This is a genomic window from Olsenella urininfantis, from assembly GCF_900155635.1.
Classification (GTDB): Bacteria; Actinomycetota; Coriobacteriia; order Coriobacteriales; family Atopobiaceae; genus Olsenella_G; species Olsenella_G urininfantis.
This window is the reverse complement of sequence record NZ_LT732540.1, coordinates 165,116-182,961: the sequence shown is the minus strand read 5'-3', so window position 1 is coordinate 182,961 and position 17,846 is coordinate 165,116. Positions and strand designations below refer to the sequence as shown.

The following is a 17,846-nucleotide window of genomic DNA, read 5'->3' as shown; positions in this document are numbered from 1 at the left end:
AGTATCTTTAGGGCCACACAGAGGACGATAGAAAGGTCGAAGGCATGGAGTTCTTCATCGACAGCGCGGACGTAGAGGCGATCAAGGAGCTGGGCGACTTCCTGCCCATCGACGGCGTCACCACCAACCCCACCATCATCACCAAGTCGGGCAAGGACCCGTTGGAGGTCCTGGGGCAGATCTCCGAGCTGCTCTCCGATGACCAGAAGCTCTTTGCCCAGGTGGTTGCCACCGACTACGAGGGCATCCTGGCGGAGGGACGTCGCATCTGCTCTCTGCGCGAGAGGAACATGTTCGTGAAGGTCCCCGTCTCGCGCACCGGCCTGAAGGCCATCGCCACCCTCAAGGAGGAGGGCCTGGGTGTCCTTGCCACGGGCATCTACTCCCCCGAGCAGGCCTTCTGGGCAGCCAAGGCCGGTGCTGACTACCTGGCCCCCTACCTCAACCGCATGTGCAACTACGGCGACGGCGTCGGCCAGGTTGTTGACCTCATCGAGACCATGGCGATCTACGGCTTTGACGCCAAGGTCTGCGCCGCCTCGTTCAAGAACGTCGAGCAGGTGCACGCCCTTCTGGTGGCTGGCGTCCCCTCCATCACCGTGGCGCCCGAGGTGATCCGCTCCATGGTTGACCACCCTGGCACCGGCATTGCCGTGGACGAGTTCACCGCCAACTGGCAGGCGAGCTACGGCAGAGCCGCATTCGAGGCGTAGGTTCCTCGAGCAAGCCGTCACAACGCAACCCGTGCCCTCTCCGGGGTCCGCCGCACGCGGGCCCCGGTTTTTGTGCGTCGGGTGCGACTCGGCGGCAGCGCGCTGACAACAAGCTGCGCGGGCCTCTCGGACAAATGGGCAAACGCGCCGACGGCAAGGTTTTGTTGTCAAATACGGCCCCATATTGACAACAAAACGAGAGAGGCCCATATAACGCCAGGCAAAAGTCCCTCTCGCGAGAACTTGTTGTACCTTGCACGAAGGAGGCCGAGAACAGCGAGGGAAGCGGCCTGGTTGCAACGACCCAGCGACCAGGCCTCATGACGCACGAGGGCTACCTTTCCTGGCTGCGGGACATCCTAGACCAGCACGAAGGCTAGCGCCCAAGCGCCAGCACCCTACACCCCACTGATGACGGCGCCGGAATCAACCGCAGCGACCGCAAGCATCGTCCGCGTGGCAAAGCCCGTCTTGCCCAGCATGTTCTGGATGTTGTTGCCCACGGTGCGGTCCGAGAGGTGCAGCCTTCGGGCAATCTGGGCATTGGTGGCACCCGTGGTCAGCTCTCGCAGTATCCGCACCTCAAGCGGGGTAAGCTCGCTCGCAAAGGCATCCCCCAGGGAAACCTCCGGGGGCGAGTCGGGAAACACCCGCTCTCCTTGCATGACACGGCGCATCACGCCCAGCAGCTCTGCGTCCGTCGCGGTCTTGTACCAGAAGCCGTCCACCCCCACGGCAATCGCGCGCACGATGAAGTCAACCTCGGGCTGGGACGTCACGACAAGCACCTTGAGCCGAGGGATGCTGTGCTTCAGCTTGGACGCCGCCTCCAGTCCGCTGGCGTGTCCGGCCGTGACCACGTCCATCAGAACCAGATCCACGTCATGACCCAGGCACCATGCCTCGGCGAGGGCCGCGCTCGCAAGCATCCCGGAGAGCTCGAAGTCCCCGGCCGTCTGGACGGTCAGCTCAAAGAGACGCGCCGCAATGGGGTCGTCCTCGACTATGAGCACCCTGTGCATCTCAGCCACCCTCCTATTCCGCCGGCAGGAGCACCATCAGCTTGAAGACGGGCCAGCTCTCCACGCGCATGGAACCACCAGCCGCCTCCAGCTTTGCGCGCAGGGACGTCAGCCCCCCACCCTCCACGATGGGGCCTGACGGCACCTTGCCATTGTTCGTCAGCTCGCACGACCACCCACCCGAGAGCCGCTGGCAGCGTATACGCAGCTCGTTGCCATCCGCATGGCGCATGAGGTTGGCAAGCGCCTCCGACCCCGCTGCCAGCAGGAGCTCCGCCGGCTTGCCACGCTCGGGCAGGTCTCCCTCAGTCGTGAGCTCAACCCCTATAGACCGGGCGGTCTGGCGGAGCTGCTCCATGAGGCACGGCCCCTCGCAGCGCATCTCCTGCGCACCTCCGCGAAGCACCAAGGCCGCGCTCAGGCGCCAGCGCTTCCACAACCCCTCCAACGCAGTCTCATCCACATGCTCGGCACGAAGATGGGCGCGGGTCTCGGCAAGGAGCCTGCCCAGCTCGTTGTGGACATCCGCCTTGCGGTCAAGCAGCTCGCGCTCCACGGTAAGCGCCCCCACCTCGCGGGCGTACGCGCGAAGCTCCTCCCCGCGCCTCTCCAGAAGCGTGTTCTTCTTCTCGAGCTCCTGGTTGAGAAGCTGCAGCTCCGTCACCTCGTGGGCACGGATCTCTACCGCCTCGTTGCCCTGGTAGGGAATGAGGGACCTCCTGAAGTGCCAGAAGCGCCACCCCAGCTCTACGATCAGATCGTCCGTGTAGGCCTTGGACAGGCGCGCGCCAGACGGGAAGTCCCCCTTCGACAGCCCCTCCCAAAAGAGTCGGGCGTTCTGCAGGGGGGCGCCGAAAATCTGGTGACAGAGCTCGTCCATGCAGGCGTTCATCAATATGACCAGGCCGTTCATGCGCGCGAACACCACACCGCTGGGCATGTTGTCTATGCCCTCCTTGATGGCGCGCGCGTCAACGCCTCCCTTCATGAGAGGACTCATGCGTTGCCTCCCAACGGAACCGTCAGCCCAACGGACCAGCTGCCCTTCCCTGGCTCAGCACGCACGCTGGAGCCCAGCAGCTCGAGCCTGGCCATCGCCAGGCCAAGGTCCTGAGATGTGAACGCGCCCTCGTCACACTCGATCTGCAGAGAGAGGCGCAGACAGCTCTCCGTCAGCTCGAGATGGGCGAGAAGCGCGCGCAGGGTGGGATATGACCACTCCACCACCGCCTCGAAGAGGTCGAAGACCCGCTCCATTGCCGCCAGCGTCAGCTCGCCAGCGCCTGTGCTGGACACCGTTGCCGCGACGCCCGCCTCGCGCAGATGGTCACAGGACTCCCTCAGGCACCAGAAGAGCTCGGAGGCGCTCGCCTGGGGACGCTGCCCCTCGAGTATGACCAGGTTGCAGCGGCGCTTCACGTAACAGCCCACCACGCAGAGCTCCGCCAGCAGCTCCTCTCGCCTGCTGACGTCGGACTCCCCCTCGTCAACCAAGGTCCCCATGAGCGCAAACTTGCCCGCGAGGTCCCTCTCCACGCGGGCGTACAGGCTCAGGCGCGTATCGAGCTCCGCGCGCCTCCTCCGCATGTCAACGCGCGCGCGGGCAAGCTCGGCGTCTTCCTCCAGCTCGGCGTTTCTCTCCTCCAGCTGGCGGCGGGCAGCATGCTCAAGCGTGTTGTCCTCAACCCAGCAGAAGCTCCCGCCCGTCACGGGGATGCTGTGCACCGAGAGCCCCTGCCCGCCTGCCCGCCCCTCCCCCTGGGCGTCGGGCGCGTTCCGTGAGCTGATGCGCAGCCCTCCGTGCTCATCCAGCAGCTCCGCGCGCAGGGAGGATGCCTCGAACAGCTCTCTATAGTCTCGGTTCACATGGATGAGGCCCGCATCGATAAGCACCTCGAACTCCAGGGCGGTCAGCAGGCAGTAGGCCAATGTCATGTCGCTACGCGGCAGGAGGGGATAGACCACCCCGTATGTCACCCCCAGGACGGGTGGCACCAGCGGGAGCACCAGCAAGCTGCGACTGACAGGCACATGGCTGCGCCTGACCAGCATGACAATGGTACCAAAGGTGCAAGCCACCACGAAGCCCACGACCACATGCCGAAGCGGGCCGTAGCCATACCCCAGCCCCTCGACGCGCAAAGGAGAGGAGAACCTGAACATCAGACCGTGGTAGTCGTTCGTGGCAACGCCCAGGAAAAGGACCAGCGCAACCAGGACCAGCACGACGCCGGGCCAGGGCGGCCTCCACTCAGACGGCTTGCCCACCGAGGAGATGCAGAGGACGCCCAACGCGGGCATCAAGCAGATGGGCAGGTAAAAGGAATACCAGAGGTAGCGCGAGACATCCGAGCCGGTGCTGGTAAGGCGCCATTTGACAATGCGAAAGAGCAGCCAGAGCACGATGAGCGCCACGATGGCCAAAAGCAGCCGCCGCGTCCAGGGCGAGACGATGTTGCGCACATGCACAAGCCCCCAGGCGGCAAAGACAAGCAGAACCAGAGCGTCAAAGAAGAGCTCTGCCATGGTGTTGAGCTCAAGGTCTGAGCGACTCACGAGCGCGCGCAAGGCGCAGACAGAGAGCAGCAGAGCAATGGCGCGGTACCTACGCAGCCTGCCCAGAGCCCGCCACATGACACCTCCCGTCACCCCACGCCTGAGCCTATTCTCCTATGCCCCCCGCCAGGAGAAAAGAGTATTTCTGCTCTATGGGCGGATGCCTCGGTCATGCAGGATGGGACCAGGGCAAGACATGCGGTTGCACCTCACGAGCAAAGGGGGGGTCATGGGACTGTTCGACCGCTTCAAGAAGGGCGAGTGCGAGGTCTGCGGCAAGGAGATTGGCGCTCTGGGCAAGCGCAAGATAGACGACGGCTACATCTGCAAGGACTGTGCCAACAAGCTATCCCGCTACTACACGGGCCGCAAGAGGTCATCCATCGATGACATCAAGGCGCAGCTCGAGTACCGAGAGGCCAACATGGCCGAGGTGGAGGCGTTCAGCGTCTCCCGCACGCTGGGGCTGGACGAGAAGGTCATGATCGACGAGGGCCGCGGCAGCTTCGTGGTGGTGTCTGGCGGGAGGAACTGGAAGTCCACCAACCCCGACGTCATACCCCTCAGCCAGGTGACCGGGGCTCAGGTTGACTTCGACGAGAGCCGCAGCGAGGAGACCTATCTGGACGACGAGGGCAACCGCAGGAGCTACGTGCCACCTCGCTACAGCTACTCCTACAGCTCTCGCGTGGAGGTGAACGTCAACAACCCCTGGTTCGACTCGTTCTCGATCGACGTGGCAAGCGGGAGCACGTCCATGCCTCACTCGCTTGAGTCCGAGCAGGCGCGGTCTGCCGCACAGGAGATCTGCTCCGCCCTCACCACCGAGCGCGAGCGCATCCATGAGGAGGCGGAGGCAAGCCGTGCCCCCAAGACGGCAATGACCTGCCCGCACTGTGGTGCCACCACCATTCCGGATGCAAGCGGCTGCTGCGAGTACTGCGGCGGAGCCATGGGCGCGTAAGGGAGGCGCAGGATGGGACTCATCAAGGCTGCATTGGGTGCTGCTGGCGGCATGCTCGCCGACCAGTGGAAGGAAATGATCTACTGCGAGAGCATCCCCGCCGACGTCCTGACCGTCAAGGGCCAGAAGCGCGTGGGGGGTCGCAGCAGCAACACCAAGGCAAGCGACAACATCATCACCAACGGCAGCGCCGTGGTGGTCAACGACGGCCAGTGCATGGTCATCGTGGAGCAGGGCAAGATGGTTGAGGTCTGCGCCGAGCCCGGAGAGTTCATCTACGACAACCAGGTTGCGCCAAGCGTCTTCTCGGGAGACCTGGGCCAGAGCCTGGCAGACACCTTCGCCCAGATCGGCAAGCGCTTCACCTTTGGCGGAGACACAGGCACTGACCAACGCGTGTATTACTTCAACACCAAGGAGGTCATGGGCAACAAGTATGGGACGGCAACTCCTGTGCCCTTCCGCGTGGTGGACGCCAACATAGGCCTGGACGTGGACATCTCCGTGCGATGCAACGGAGAGTACAGCTATCGCATCTGCAACCCCATCCTCTTCTACACCAACGTGTGCGGAAACGTCGAGAGCGAGTACAGGCGAGCCGAGATAGACAGCCAGCTCAAGAGCGAGCTGCTCACGGCCTTGCAGCCTGCGTTCGCCAAGATCTCTGCGGCAGGCGTGCGCTACAGCGCGGTTCCCGCGCACACGCAGGAGCTTGCGGACGCCCTGAACGAGGCCCTCTCGTCCAAGTGGCGGGAGCTGCGCGGCATCGAGGTGGTGAGCTTCGGGGTCAACTCCATAGCGACCTCCCCCGAGGACGAGCAGATGATCAAGGACCTGCAGAAGGCCGCCACCATGCGCGACCCCAGCATGCGCGACGCCGTCCTGGCGGCAGCCCAGGGCGATGCCATGCGCACCGCCGCAGGCAACGAGGGCGGCATGGGTGCCATGGGGGCGTTCATCGGCATGGGCATGGCGGGGCAGATGGGCAGGCCAGCGGGAGGATCGTACTCCAACGCTGCCCCCAACCCGCCCCAGAGCCAGTACGCCACCGCGGCAGGGGGTGGCTTCGCCCCAGCCCCTGCGCCACAGCAGCCGGGAGGATGGACGTGCTCCAGCTGCGGGGCATCAGGCAACATGGGCAAGTTCTGCAACGAGTGCGGCAGCCCCAGGCCCGCAGACTCCGGCACTTGGACCTGTGCGAGCTGCGGAACCGCAGGCAACACCGGCAAGTTCTGCCGGGAGTGCGGCACGCCCGCGCCCACCAGCCAGCCCCGCTACAAGTGCGACAAGTGCGGATGGGTGCCCGAGGACCAGTCCAGGCCACCTAAGTTCTGCCCCGAGTGCGGAGACGTGTTCGACGAGGGCGACCTCTCGTAGGAGGTCATGCCCCCCTCCTCGGACGCAAGTCCACGGTCGGACGGCCGGAAGCAAAGACGCGAGCCGCCCCACCCCAGGCAAGGGGGTGGGGCGGCTCGTCGCTTGTGGAAACGAGGGAGACGGATCGCCTCGCGAAGAGCGGCGTGGTGATCTTGTGGCCGTTGAGGTCAAGGTCTATGGTCTTTCCCTGGGGCACAAGGACGGGGTTGGAAAGCTCGAAGTCGGCACCGATCTGGATGCTGGGCTCTCCGTTGGAGATCGCCGCCTGCAGCTCGCCGGTGGTCGAGGCCTGAACGGGGACCGCCGACGCTATGCCGGGAGAGACGGCAAAGGCGAACGCAGCGGCGACAATTGCGAGACATGTCGCGCGGCAGAGCCTCCATGGGAAGCTCATGGGGACAGGAGGACTCGTTTCTTCGTCTCTCTGCCAGACGAGGCAGCGGGGAGGGCGCCCGTCTCAGCGAAGGTAGTAGACGAACGAGCTGATCCTCTCGTCTATGCCAGAATCAGGCGTGCCGTCAAAGCCCACGTGCGTCACCGGCACGGAAACGTCCGCCGACGCCTCTGCGAGCTGCAGGATAATATCGGTGTTCTCGTACATCGATGACATGGCTATGACGCCGCGCGCAACGCCCGCGGAGAGACTAGCCTTGGCAATGCGGTAGCGCGCGTTGGCCGAGCGAAGCCTGCCCACCAAGGAGTCGGCCTTCGCCAGGAGCACGGACGCGTCGGGCTGGAACGGGGACGCCCCCGCCAAAGCCTCGTGCACGTGCGACATCCGCTCGGCGAGGTGGCGGAAGTCCTCCTCGCCCTCGTAGGCGTCACGCCACAGGAACCAAAGGTACTCGGATGCCGGCATGCGCTTCACGCGCCAGCCCCTCCCCTCCAGACGCCCGAGCGTTCCCGCATTGAGGGCGTCCTCCCACACCACGGGCCACTCCCCCAGGGCAAGCACGCTGCGGCCACCGTCGGCGGGCAGGCCTGCGGCAATGTCTCGCGCGGCGGCCAGCGTCGCGTCATGGGAGAAGCCCGCGGCAGACAGCTCCTCCAGAACGACCGCGCGACGCATAGGGTCGGCCGCCTGCGCCACGTCCGCCGCCAGGAGCGCGTCGAACAGGGCATCCAGGTCCTCGGACCACTCGGGCAGGCGGTCGAGCCGCGGAGAGACCACCTCGATGGCATCCAGGCCACGCGTCCTGAGCTCAGAGAGGATCACGCGATCGTACTGTCCGTCCGCATCGGCCCCCTCTCCCGATGGAAGGAGCAGCTGGATGTCCCTGCCGCCCCCTTTGTTCGCCCCACGTCCCGCTACGGCCATGTCCGCCGCCTCGAGGGCGACGCCAAGCTCCGCCGAGAAGGACAGGTACTCCTTGGTCGTGGAGAGCGCCTTGCCGCGGGCTATGGCGTGGTCCGTGACGGGAACGGCCTGCACCCTCATGCCCCTGCGCCGCAGGAGGGCCGCCACCGCACGTGCCGGCAGGCCGAGGTCCGGCATCGCCACGGGCAGGCTGCCGTCGAGGCGGCTCTCGTTCTGGCTGACGGCACCCACCACCATGGGAAGGCCACTCTCGTCCACCACCTCGTGATGGTCGAGGCTGTTGAGAAACGCCTCGATCCGCGTCACGACCCCCACCTTGGAGAAGTGCTCGTCCACCTCGATCTGAAGGTAGGGCTTTTGTCCCATCTCCTCGGCAAAGAGGTGAGAGAGCATGGTGTCTGGCCCGCAGCCGTGGTTGGTGAGGTAGACGGCGAACAGCCTTGGGTCGCGGCGAATGAGCTTGGCCGCCGCCAGGATGTGCTGGCCGAAGGGCCAGTAGACGTTGGGGTAGTCCTCCTCCAGGCCAAAGGAGTGGGCGTGCAGGTGGGAGATGGTGATGACCCTCTGCCCCCGGTCTATGAGCGCGTCTGGGATCCCCGCGTTGAGAACCGCATCGGATATGCCGTAGTTTCTCGTCACCATGACCAGCACGCGCTCGTCGGGGCCAAGGGAGTCGAGCAGCCTCTGCCCGGCCTCCTCCGTCTTGCGGGTGAACTCGCTCACGGCATAGCTGCCCGCCAGGAGCGCACGGGCGGTGTCGTGGGGGTCGCGACCCAGCTGCGCCCCCACCTCCAGCATGGCGCCCGCCATGGCCCGCTGGCCAAAGTCAAGGTCGAGCTCCGGCGAGATAAGCCCTATGCCTCTCTTCGCGAGGCCAAGCTCCTCGGCAACCAGATGCGAGGCGCACTGCATGTAGGAGCAGCCGTAATTGTGGGCTATCTTGGAGTGCTTGTGACGGATGGTGTGCACGCGCGGCATGAAGATGTAGTCCACGCCGCGCTCCACCAGCTGCATCACGTGCCCATGCATGAGCTTCACGGGAAAGCAGGTCTCGCCCTGCGCGGTCTGCTGGGAGAGGCGCACGGTCTCCTCGTCCGACACGTCCGAGACAACCACGTTGAAGCCCAGCTGAGTGAAGAAGGCGTTTGCCATGGGGAAGAGCTTGTACATCATGAGGCTGCGAGGGACACCCACCGTCTCCTTGGATGGGTCTATCTCACCGGTGTAGCCCTCCAGCAGGAGGCTCTCCCCCTCGTGGAAGAACGCCCGGTTGCGCTCGACCTCCTCCGCGGCCCCCCGGCACTCGGCTGCGGCAGCGCCAGAGAGGTCCCAGCCACGAAAGCTCGTGTGCGAGACCTCGGCCTCCCAGGCGAGGAGGGCCGCGCCGACCGCGCCCGAGACCGCAAACCACGGGGAGACCGTCATGCGGTCACCAAAGCTCTGGGCGAAGGCGGCCACGATGCCAGAGTTGTAGCAGACCCCGCCCTGAAGCACGATGCGCCCGCCCACTGCCTTGTTGCCCACCACCCGGTTCAGGTAGTTGCGAATGATCGACTGGCAGAGGCCGGCGGCCACGTCGGCCTTGCGGGCACCCCTGGCAAGGGCGACGTTGATGGCCGTCTCCACGAAGACCGTGCAGCGCTCGCCCAGGTCCACGGGGCTCTCGGCCGAGAGGGCAAGGGCGCCGAAGTCACCCAGAGCGATGCCCATGCGTGCGGCCTGCTCCTCGACGAACGACCCCGTCCCCGCCGCGCACACCTTGTTCATCTGGAAGTCGACCACGTTGCCGGACCGCAGGCTTATGTACTTCGAGTCCTGGCCACCTATCTCGAACACGGTATCAACCTGGGGGTCCGCCGCTGCGGCAGCCCGCGCCTGGGCCGTTATCTCGTCGCGGACCACGTCGGCGCCCACATGCCTGCCGATCATCTCGCGTCCGGAGCCCGTGGTGGCCACGGCGACCACGCGAACGGAGCCGCCCAGGCGCCGCCCGAGAGACGCGAGCCCCTCGGCCACGGCCGCCTTCGGGTTGCCACGCGTGCGCAGATACTGCGCATCGAGAAGCGTGCCCTCCTCATCCACCAGAACCAGGTTCGTGCTGGTGGAGCCCACGTCGATGCCCAGGGCGCACGGCGTGCGCCCGCCCGCGTCCCTGGCCCACGGACGGGGCCTGAGGGAGTAGCCGGGACCTGCCTCATAGCGGATGCGCGGCAGGGGGTCGCGGCCGGGAAGGGACGCTGACGCCCTGGTACTGGCAGACAGCGCGCGGCGCAGGTCGGAAAGCGTGGGCGTGGCAAGAGGGGCCGGGGTGCCGCCGGCACGCGCGATGCCCTCGCGGGCGGAGGCAGGTCCGTCCGAAACGTCAGCATCCCCTGCCCCCAGGCGCAGCCTGGCCGCGTGGAGCGCGGCGCCGGCTGCCTGGAAGTAGAGGTTCCCCTCCTCGCAGAGGAGCTCGCCCTCCCCCAGGCGGAAGACGTCGCGCACGGAGCGCACCACGCCCGAGTTGAGCAACACCCCACCCGAGAGGGCCATGGGACGCTCAACGGGAAGCCCACGGACGACGAGCGCCTTGAAGCTCTTGACCATGGCATGGCAGAGTCCCATGAGGATGTCCTCTACGGGAACTCCCTCCTGCTGGCGATGGATGATGTCCGTCTTCGCGAAGACGGCGCAGCGCCCCGAGAGGCGCGGCACGCTGACGGCACCGTCCACCACTGAGGAGAAGTCCTCCATGCGAAGCCCCAGGCGCTGCATCTGGTCCTCGAAGAACGAGCCGGTTCCCGAGGCGCAGCCCTCGTTCATGGAGAAGCGGGGTGCCTGGCCGGGCCCGATGGAGGTGACGAAGAGCCCCTGCTGGCCACCGACCTCCATGATGGAGCGAGCGGCCGGGGCGAGGAGGGAGGCACCCAGGGTGATGGCCGGGACGTCCTCGAGCACGATGGCGCCAGGCAGGGCGTCGCCCAGGATGACCTGGCCGGAGCCGGTCAAGGCCCAGGCGGCGCACTCCTCCGGCGGCAGGGCCGCGGCGGCCTCGTCCAGGAGCTCGGACAAACATGACGAGGGGTCGCCCCTGTGGGCCCGCATGGCGGCATGCCGCAGCGGCTCCCCCGCGGCGGCATGCGGGCAACCTTCCACGCCACGCGCGCCATCCGCCGGCCCTCTCCCAGCAATCCCCAGGTCAACAGCCACAAGCTTGACCGATGACGCACCTATGTCAATGCCCAGCGCATACATGCGAAAGGCCCCTCTCCCCCAGACCAGCCGCAGGCCTAGCGACTACCTGCGCCCTCGGCAAGCCTGCCGCCATTGGAGCGGTAGGCGTCGTATTCGGCCAGGAACGCGTCCTTGTCTAGACGCCGCATCTGCACCACGTCCTCGAAGGTCACCAGCTCAGTGATGGGGTTCTCCACGGAGAACGGAAACCCCTTGTCCACCAGGAACTCACCGAACATGGGGTCTTCCAGGACGACGTCCCTCATGCACTTGGTCATGTCGATCGTGGCCACGGGCGCTCCCCTCGCTGTTGTCGGACGACGGGCTCGCCACGTCCTGACTGCCGTCATATGCCATAAGTTAGTCTTTTCTAATTCTATGGGGCATTATGCCCCGCCGGCGCGCTTCGAGCCGTTGCATCGGTCACACGCAGGCACAAAGGCCAAGCCTTCCTCCAACGGAACGCAGGCCCTCCGTCCTGGGAACGAGAGGGCCTGCGTCACCCCTTGGGCCCCCAAAGGGAGGGTCCGCGAGGATTCGTGGCTAGCGCTGGCGGGAACGAAGCTTGGCTGCTCCGCTGCCAACGAGGGCCGTCATGCCCAGAAGGACAAGGGCCATGCCCGGAAGCGAGCCGTTCTCGTCGCCGGTCCGTGGCAGGGCCTTCGGCTTGGTGGGACGGCTCGTCGAGCCGTCACCGGCTCCGTCGTTGTTGGCGTTGCCGCCGCCTCCGGGGACGTCCGGCTTCGCGGCCTCCTGGACCACCAGCGTGCCGGGCTGGTAGTCGAACTCGTAGTTCCCGCCGGCGTTGCCGCCCTGGGGAGGAAGCTCATAGGATCCCGGAGCGGCAAGCTGGGCTTCCGTGACCGGAACGGTTGGGGCCACGTAACCCGCGACGGACTCTGCCGTCTCGCCGCCCACGAAGCCCGTCACGTCCACCTTGAGGGCCGGGGTCTCCCCCACCCTGATGGTGTCTCCCTGGTAGGTTGCCGTGAGCTTGGCCTTTGCGATGGACCAGGTGACGCTCACCGAGTCTGAGGTGGCGACGGAGGCACGCAGGGTGCCACGCGTGGCGGCGGGGGCCCACTCGTAGTTGTCGGACGTCAGCGTGGCCGTTGCGGTGTAGCTGCCCGCGTCGGTCGCCTTGACGTCGCCGGAGAGCGTGTAGCCCTCTCCCTGCGGCACGCCCGTCTGCTCCGTCCCGTCGTAGACCAGGCCAACCTTGGCCTCGGGCCTCGGCAGCTGCTTCCTGGCAATGGACCAGTAGATGGACTTTGCCTCGGTGGTGCCATCGCTCCAGGTATACCCCGCCTCGGGAACAGCGGTGGCGGTGTAGCTGCCCGCGTCGGTCGCCTTGGTGTCTCCGGAGAGCGTGTAGTGCTCGCCCTGCGGCACGCCCGTCTGCTCAGTCCCGTCGTAGACCAGGCCATCGACGGCATCCGGCACGGCCAGCTGACCACGCGGCGTCACCGTGAGCGTGGCGTCAACATACTTGCTGAACTCGTAGTATATCGAGGCGTCTCCCAGCTCTCCGCCGAAGGGCCTGATGGTGTAGGTTCCGGGGGCAAGCGCAGACAGCTCGGATGCGCCAATGACGCTGCCGTCCGCGTCGACGACCTGCACGCCTGGGGCAACGTAGCCCCCTGAGGCCAGCGCGCCAAGATCCACGGGATTCGGCCACCCGGTGACCTTTGCCGAGAGCTTGGGCATGGTCCCGAAGGAGACGCTCTCGCTCTCGGCCGTCGCGACAAGCGGCGCCTTGGCAATCGTCCACGTAAGCTCCTTGGCTCCGTACGTGCCATCAGACCAGACGAAGCAGCGCGCGACGGATCCGTCGGGATTGCGGTACTTGTCGAGCAGCCTCACGGTGATTCGATAGGTGCCGGGCACGAAGGTCCCATACGTCCCATCGATCTTGTAGTAGTCGTTCCTGTCGATCTTGATGCCGTACTTCTTCAGGTCGATTCCATACTGCTGGTAACCGTTGTAGGTCAGCCCCGTGCGCACCTCCGGCGGATCGACCTTGACGGGGTCGATCTTCCAGGTGACCGTCTTGGTGCCAATGCCGCCATCGGGCCACTGGTGGTTCTTGTCCGGCTTGACCTCGTTCGTGTACGTGCCCGCCAGGGTCGCGCCACTGAGGCCGCTTACCCGGACATAACCATCCCCATTGTCATAGGGGGAATAGACGAGGCCGCCCGTAAAGGTGGGCACCTCCCCCTGGGAGGGCACCTCGACGGTGGCCCGGGCAATGCTCCAACTTATGAGCTTGATGTCGGTCGTACCATCCGGCCAGACGTGGTCGCTGTCAAGGATTGCCATGGCGCTGTAATTGCCCGCATCCTTTCCCGAGTTGTTGTAGAGACGATATCCCTCTCCGGCGACAGAGACGCCCGTCTGCTCCTGACCGTTGTAGACGAGCCCCGTGACGGCCGTGGGAACGGTTGCGACGAGCGCCGGCTTGGTGCCGGCGCGCTTGGATGCCTTGAAGGTGGAGACCGCCTTGTCAAGCTCCTCCTTGGCGGCGGTCACGGACGCGTTGGTCGCGCCATTGGCATCGCGCGCCTCACGTGCCTTGGCAATGGCGCCGTCGAGGGTGTCCTTGTCACCCTGGGTGACCCACTGCCCGTCGGACGATACGTCCTTGCCGTCCGTCGAGACGGTGGCACCGTCCGACTCTGCCTTGGCGGCCTTGATCGAGGCTTCAAGGCCGCTCAGGTCCACCTCGTCGCCAATCGTGTAGTCGATGGTCTTGGGATCGGTCGTGCCATCTGCCCACACGTGACCCTCCTTGAGGGTGGCGACGGCATGGTGGAGCCCCTCAGAGGATGCCCTGCCGTTCTCAAGGGTGAAGCCCTGGGGACCATTGTCACCGACGAACACGCCCTTGAGCTCCTCGCCGGTGTGCGCGAGACCCTTCACGGCCTTCGGCACGTTCACTACGACGCGAGAGGTCTCGAGCACGGGGGCATCAGTGCCATCTCCCGTCCTGGTGGCGCTGTCGTAATCCACGTCGAGCTGCAACGAGACGTCACCGGAGGGGGTAAGGGTCCTGTCAAGGGGGACGGCATAGAGCTCGCTTCCCTTGAAGGTGTAGCTCTTGGTGCCGCTCGTCTGCGTGTCGGTGAGAACGAGCCTGGCCTTGTGGACGCGGCTTGTCCTCTTGTTGTAATTGCCTTCCCACATGCCACCGCCACCCCAGTTGGTGGGAGCCACCCGCTCGACGGAGGAGTCAGAGATCTCCGCACTCGTGCCGAGCGCCTGCAGCGTGAAGATGGGGTTCGGGAACGGGACGAGGAGGGTCTTCGTGCCGTCCTCCGCAACGTGAAGCGTGGCGTTGGACGTCACAGGCGAGCTCGGAATCCCGTTCTCAACAGATAGCCCTACGTTTTCGTCAATGGTTGGACCGAAGGGGTTGTTCGGTGTGGTCGGGTATACGGTGAGCCCCGGGATGAGCGGGTTGTACTGCCCTGGCATGCTGACGTTGGCAGAGATGGAATAGGTGCCCGGCGCGAGGGCGTCCCTGTCCTCCGGCGCGGCAAAGGCCGATGCCGGTGCCAGCGAGACCATCATGACCGCGAAGAGGAACAGGGAGAGAATCCTTCCCACAAGCGCGTGCTGTGTCTTTTCCCTCACCTCAACTCCTTTCTTTCGTGTGTCTCACCCCGCGCGACAAGCACGACATGCCGTCAGGGTGACTTCCGATAGTTTGATTCAACTTACTTTTAACCAGCCGTAACCCTCGTGGCGTTGCAGTGGCAACAGAAAAGTTAGTTTTGGCTTATTTTTGTGCGCCTCACATGGGGCGGGAGATGTCGGACAGCTGGACGCAGCGGGCTCCCAGCAGGCGCGCGTCCTGCTCCCCATGGGTCGAGACCAGAAGCGTCCGTCCTTCCCTATGGCGCAGCACGAAGTCTATGACCGAGCGGCGCGTGCGCTCGTCCAGGCCGGTAAACGGCTCGTCCATCACGATGGCCTTGCTGGGGTACGCCATCGCGCGCACCAACGAGACGCGTCGGCGCTGACCGCCGGAAAGCTGCGAGGCAGGCTTGCCCAGGCTGTCCTCGGGCAGCACCTCGGCAAGAAGGGACCTGATGGCCCGACGGCTGGAGCGGCCCGGCATGACGAGGGCCACGTTCTCCACCGGCGAGAGCGGCGCGCAGAGGCGGTCCTCCTGGAACATCACCGAGGCGTCGCCGCAGGAGATGCCCTCGAGGCGCCCGGAGTCGGCCCGCTCGAGCCCGAGGATCACCCGCAGCAGCGTTGTCTTGCCCGCTCCTGAGGGCCCCATCAGGCACCAGGAGGAGCCGGCGGGCAGGGTGAGGCTCACGTCGCGCAGCACATGCAGGGAGCCATAGCTCTTCTCGACGTGGGAAAGCCTCACGTCGCATGAGCCCATCACTGGTCGCCTCCCTCGTCGTCGCGCATCCCCAGGCACTCTCCCAGCGGCCTGCCCGCACGGCGCAGCAGCCACATGAAGAGCCTCTCGAACGCCCAGCTCATCAGCATGACGACCACGGTCCAGGCAAAGAGGTCGGGCGTGTTGAGGTACGTGCGGGCAAGCGACATCTCCTTGCCCACGGAGGGCTTGGGCGTGGCAAGGACCTCCGCCATGATGCCGCTCTTCCAGCTCATGCCCAGCGCCAGCCTGCAGGCGCTGGAGAGGAACGGCATGAACGCCGGCCTGTACACATACAGGAAGCGACGCCAGCGCGAGAGCCCGTACACGTGTGCCATCTCGAGCATCTGGCCATCGACGTTGCCCAGGCCCGCGAGCATGTTGGTGTAGATGAGGGGCAGAACGATCACGAACGAGAGGTACACGGTGAGCAGCTGGCCACCAACCCATATGAGCAGCATGATGATGATGCTCACCACGGGTATGGTGCGCAGGAGGGACATGAGGGGCTCCACGAAGTCGTGCACCAGCCGGAAGCGATGCGACGCCAGCGCCAGCAGCGTCCCCACGGAAAACGAGAGGAGGAAGCCCGCGACGATGCGCAGGAGGGACGCCCCGCACACCAGCCAGAAGTCGGGCTTGACCACCTGGGTCGCCAGGGCCTGGAGCACGCGGACGGGCCCGGCGAGCACCAGACGGTTGTTCATCGCGGTGTCGAGAAGCTGCCACACGACGACCCAGAACGCGATGATGGCGCCCTTGCGCCAGAAGAGCATCCTCTCGCGGCGCTTCACGGCAAGGGCGTCCGACGTGGGGCCCGCGTCAGGGCTGGCCCCCGCCGCCTCGCAGAGGGCGCGCTCGGCCTCGTCATCCGTCAGGAGGCCCTGGCCGCAGGCCACGCGCACCACCTGCTCGCGCGAGACGCCCAGGGAGCAGAGCATGTCCATGATGCGCCCCGTCGGGACGCCGCCGTCTGCGGCTATGCGCATCATGGGACCCATCTGGGCGTCATCCAGGCCGTCCTCGCGTATGCGCTGGGCCATCATGGCCAGGCGCTCCTCGGGGATGCCCGTAGCGGCCGACACCTCAGACAGGGGCACGCGCGCCATCGGCCTCCCTGGCGCCTGGGCGGCACTCACGACCGCACCGCCGCCTTGGCCTCCTCCTCGCCGATGGCGTCATCGTCGATGAAGCCCACGGGAGGAAGGTAGTAGAAGCCGTCGTCGGGCACGGCGCCACCCACCGAGTCGGGGTTGGCGTCGTAGAGCTCCTGGATGAAGCCCGAAAGCGCGGTGCGCATGGCCAGGCCGGTGAGGCAGGTCATGGCGATCTGAGGCATGGCGTCGGCCGCCACGCTGTTGTTGAGGAAGGTCCCCAGCTGCTCCTGCAGGGCAGCGGCCTCGTCCGTGTGCGAGAGGGTCCAGCGCACCGAGCTCCCCTGCATCCTCAGGTACTCTATGACGGCCTGCTCGTGCTCCTCCAGGAAGGCCTTGTTTGCGACCGTGATGGTGGTAACGGCCTGGCTGCCCGTGTCGGAGAAGGCCTTGTCCCACTCGCTGGTGATGCTCACGGGCACGTAGAGCGGGTCCACCATGAGCCTGGACAGCGAGACGAACGGCTGGGGCAAGATGGCCACGCAGTCCCTCTCCTGCTGCATGAGGTTGAGAACCTCGAAGGGCGTGGACTTGAACTCCAGGGTGAAGCTGTCGGCCATGCCGTTCTTTCGCAGCAGGGCCTCGATGGTGTACTCGGGCGTCCCGCCCTCCCCGTAGCTGTAGACGGTGCGACCGGCGAGGTCCTCCAGCGACGAGATGGAGGCATCGGTGGTCATGACGTAGAGCACACCCAGGTTGTTGATGCTGATCACCTGGTATTCGTTCTGCAGCTCATGGTTGTTGTACAGGATGGGCCCTATGTTGCTCGGCAGGGTGGCTATGTCGTAGTCGCCCTGGTTGAGCGCCGCCGAGAGGCCTATGTAGTCAACCCCGTTGGGGGTGAACTCGAACCTGTTGGTGGTGCGGCCGTTCTGCGCGGCGAGCATGAACTGCGAGAGCCCCATGGAGGGAGGGCCTATGATGAGCCCCACCCGCACGTCGCAGGGGTCCGCGCTGCCCATGAGCTCGCGCTGCTCGGGTTGGGCGGTGAGCACGGTCCGAGAGCTTCCGGAGGGTGCATTGGAGGTGGAGCAGCCTGCGAGGCCGAGCCCCGCAAGCGACGCCGCCCCCGCGCCGGCCAGGGCGACGAACGCCCGGCGGGTGAGGTTGGAGCCATCGAAGAGGGACTTCAT

13 protein-coding genes are annotated in these 17,846 nt (G+C 65.9%); 3 read left to right on the top strand and 10 right to left on the bottom strand.

Translation table 11 applies throughout. The features are described from left to right. The first annotated feature begins 44 nt into the window (after positions 1-44). Positions 45-713 (top strand): transaldolase family protein, encoded by a 669-nt coding sequence (locus tag CZ375_RS00815; protein ID WP_077597438.1) that lies wholly within the window; start codon positions 45-47, stop codon positions 711-713. A gap of 398 nt (positions 714-1,111) precedes the next feature. Here CZ375_RS00815 and CZ375_RS00810 read toward each other — a convergent pair whose 3' ends face one another. The 3 genes from CZ375_RS00810 to CZ375_RS00800 are packed head-to-tail and all read right to left on the bottom strand — an operon-like array spanning position 1,112 to position 4,369. Continuing rightward, entirely contained in the window at positions 1,112-1,735 is a 624-nt protein-coding gene (locus CZ375_RS00810; protein ID WP_077597437.1) for a response regulator transcription factor, read from the bottom strand. Between the two features lie 13 nt (positions 1,736-1,748). Further along, on the bottom strand, positions 1,749-2,735 hold the full coding sequence (locus CZ375_RS00805) for a sensor histidine kinase (protein WP_077597436.1): 987 nt from the start codon (positions 2,733-2,735) through the stop codon (positions 1,749-1,751). Further along, positions 2,732-4,369, bottom strand: coding sequence for a histidine kinase N-terminal 7TM domain-containing protein (locus CZ375_RS00800; protein ID WP_077597435.1), 1,638 nt, complete (start codon positions 4,367-4,369; stop codon positions 2,732-2,734). Before CZ375_RS00800 ends, CZ375_RS00805 begins: the two co-directional genes overlap by 4 nt. 151 nt (positions 4,370-4,520) lie before the next feature. Between CZ375_RS00800 and CZ375_RS00795 the strand changes: the two genes are divergently transcribed. Together CZ375_RS00795 and CZ375_RS00790 are read left to right on the top strand one after the other, a co-directional pair. Further along, a complete protein-coding gene (locus CZ375_RS00795) occupies positions 4,521-5,255 on the top strand; it encodes a DUF4428 domain-containing protein (protein WP_077597434.1) in 735 nt (244 codons plus the stop codon). Positions 5,256-5,267: 12 nt separating this feature from the next. Next, positions 5,268-6,632 carry an SPFH domain-containing protein gene (locus CZ375_RS00790; protein ID WP_077597433.1) on the top strand — a complete coding sequence of 455 codons (1,365 nt, stop codon included), beginning with the start codon at positions 5,268-5,270 and terminating at the stop codon, positions 6,630-6,632. A gap of 4 nt (positions 6,633-6,636) precedes the next feature. On the opposite strand, the gene CZ375_RS00785 is transcribed toward CZ375_RS00790, so the two are convergent. The 7 genes from CZ375_RS00785 to CZ375_RS00755 form a co-directional block, all read right to left on the bottom strand. Then, positions 6,637-7,026: a hypothetical protein gene (locus CZ375_RS00785; RefSeq protein ID WP_077597432.1), complete on the bottom strand. Its 390-nt coding sequence runs from the start codon at positions 7,024-7,026 to the stop codon at positions 6,637-6,639. A 63-nt stretch (positions 7,027-7,089) separates the two neighbouring features. Continuing rightward, a complete protein-coding gene (locus tag CZ375_RS00780; RefSeq protein ID WP_077597431.1) occupies positions 7,090-11,184 on the bottom strand; it encodes an acyl-CoA dehydratase activase in 4,095 nt (1,364 codons plus the stop codon). A 35-nt stretch (positions 11,185-11,219) separates the two neighbouring features. Continuing rightward, positions 11,220-11,456: a hypothetical protein gene (locus tag CZ375_RS00775; protein WP_200799668.1), complete on the bottom strand. Its 237-nt coding sequence runs from the start codon at positions 11,454-11,456 to the stop codon at positions 11,220-11,222. A 250-nt stretch (positions 11,457-11,706) separates the two neighbouring features. Further along, positions 11,707-14,796 carry an MBG domain-containing protein gene (locus tag CZ375_RS00770; RefSeq protein ID WP_077597430.1) on the bottom strand — a complete coding sequence of 1,030 codons (3,090 nt, stop codon included), beginning with the start codon at positions 14,794-14,796 and terminating at the stop codon, positions 11,707-11,709. Positions 14,797-14,956: 160 nt separating this feature from the next. After that, entirely contained in the window at positions 14,957-15,559 is a 603-nt protein-coding gene (locus CZ375_RS00765; RefSeq protein WP_070638187.1) for an ATP-binding cassette domain-containing protein, read from the bottom strand. Then, positions 15,559-16,668, bottom strand: coding sequence for an ABC transporter permease (locus CZ375_RS00760; RefSeq protein ID WP_077597429.1), 1,110 nt, complete (start codon positions 16,666-16,668; stop codon positions 15,559-15,561). Before CZ375_RS00760 ends, CZ375_RS00765 begins: the two co-directional genes overlap by 1 nt. Before the next feature lie 26 nt (positions 16,669-16,694). Next, on the bottom strand, positions 16,695-17,846 hold the full coding sequence (locus CZ375_RS00755; RefSeq protein WP_070638184.1) for an ABC transporter substrate-binding protein: 1,152 nt from the start codon (positions 17,844-17,846) through the stop codon (positions 16,695-16,697).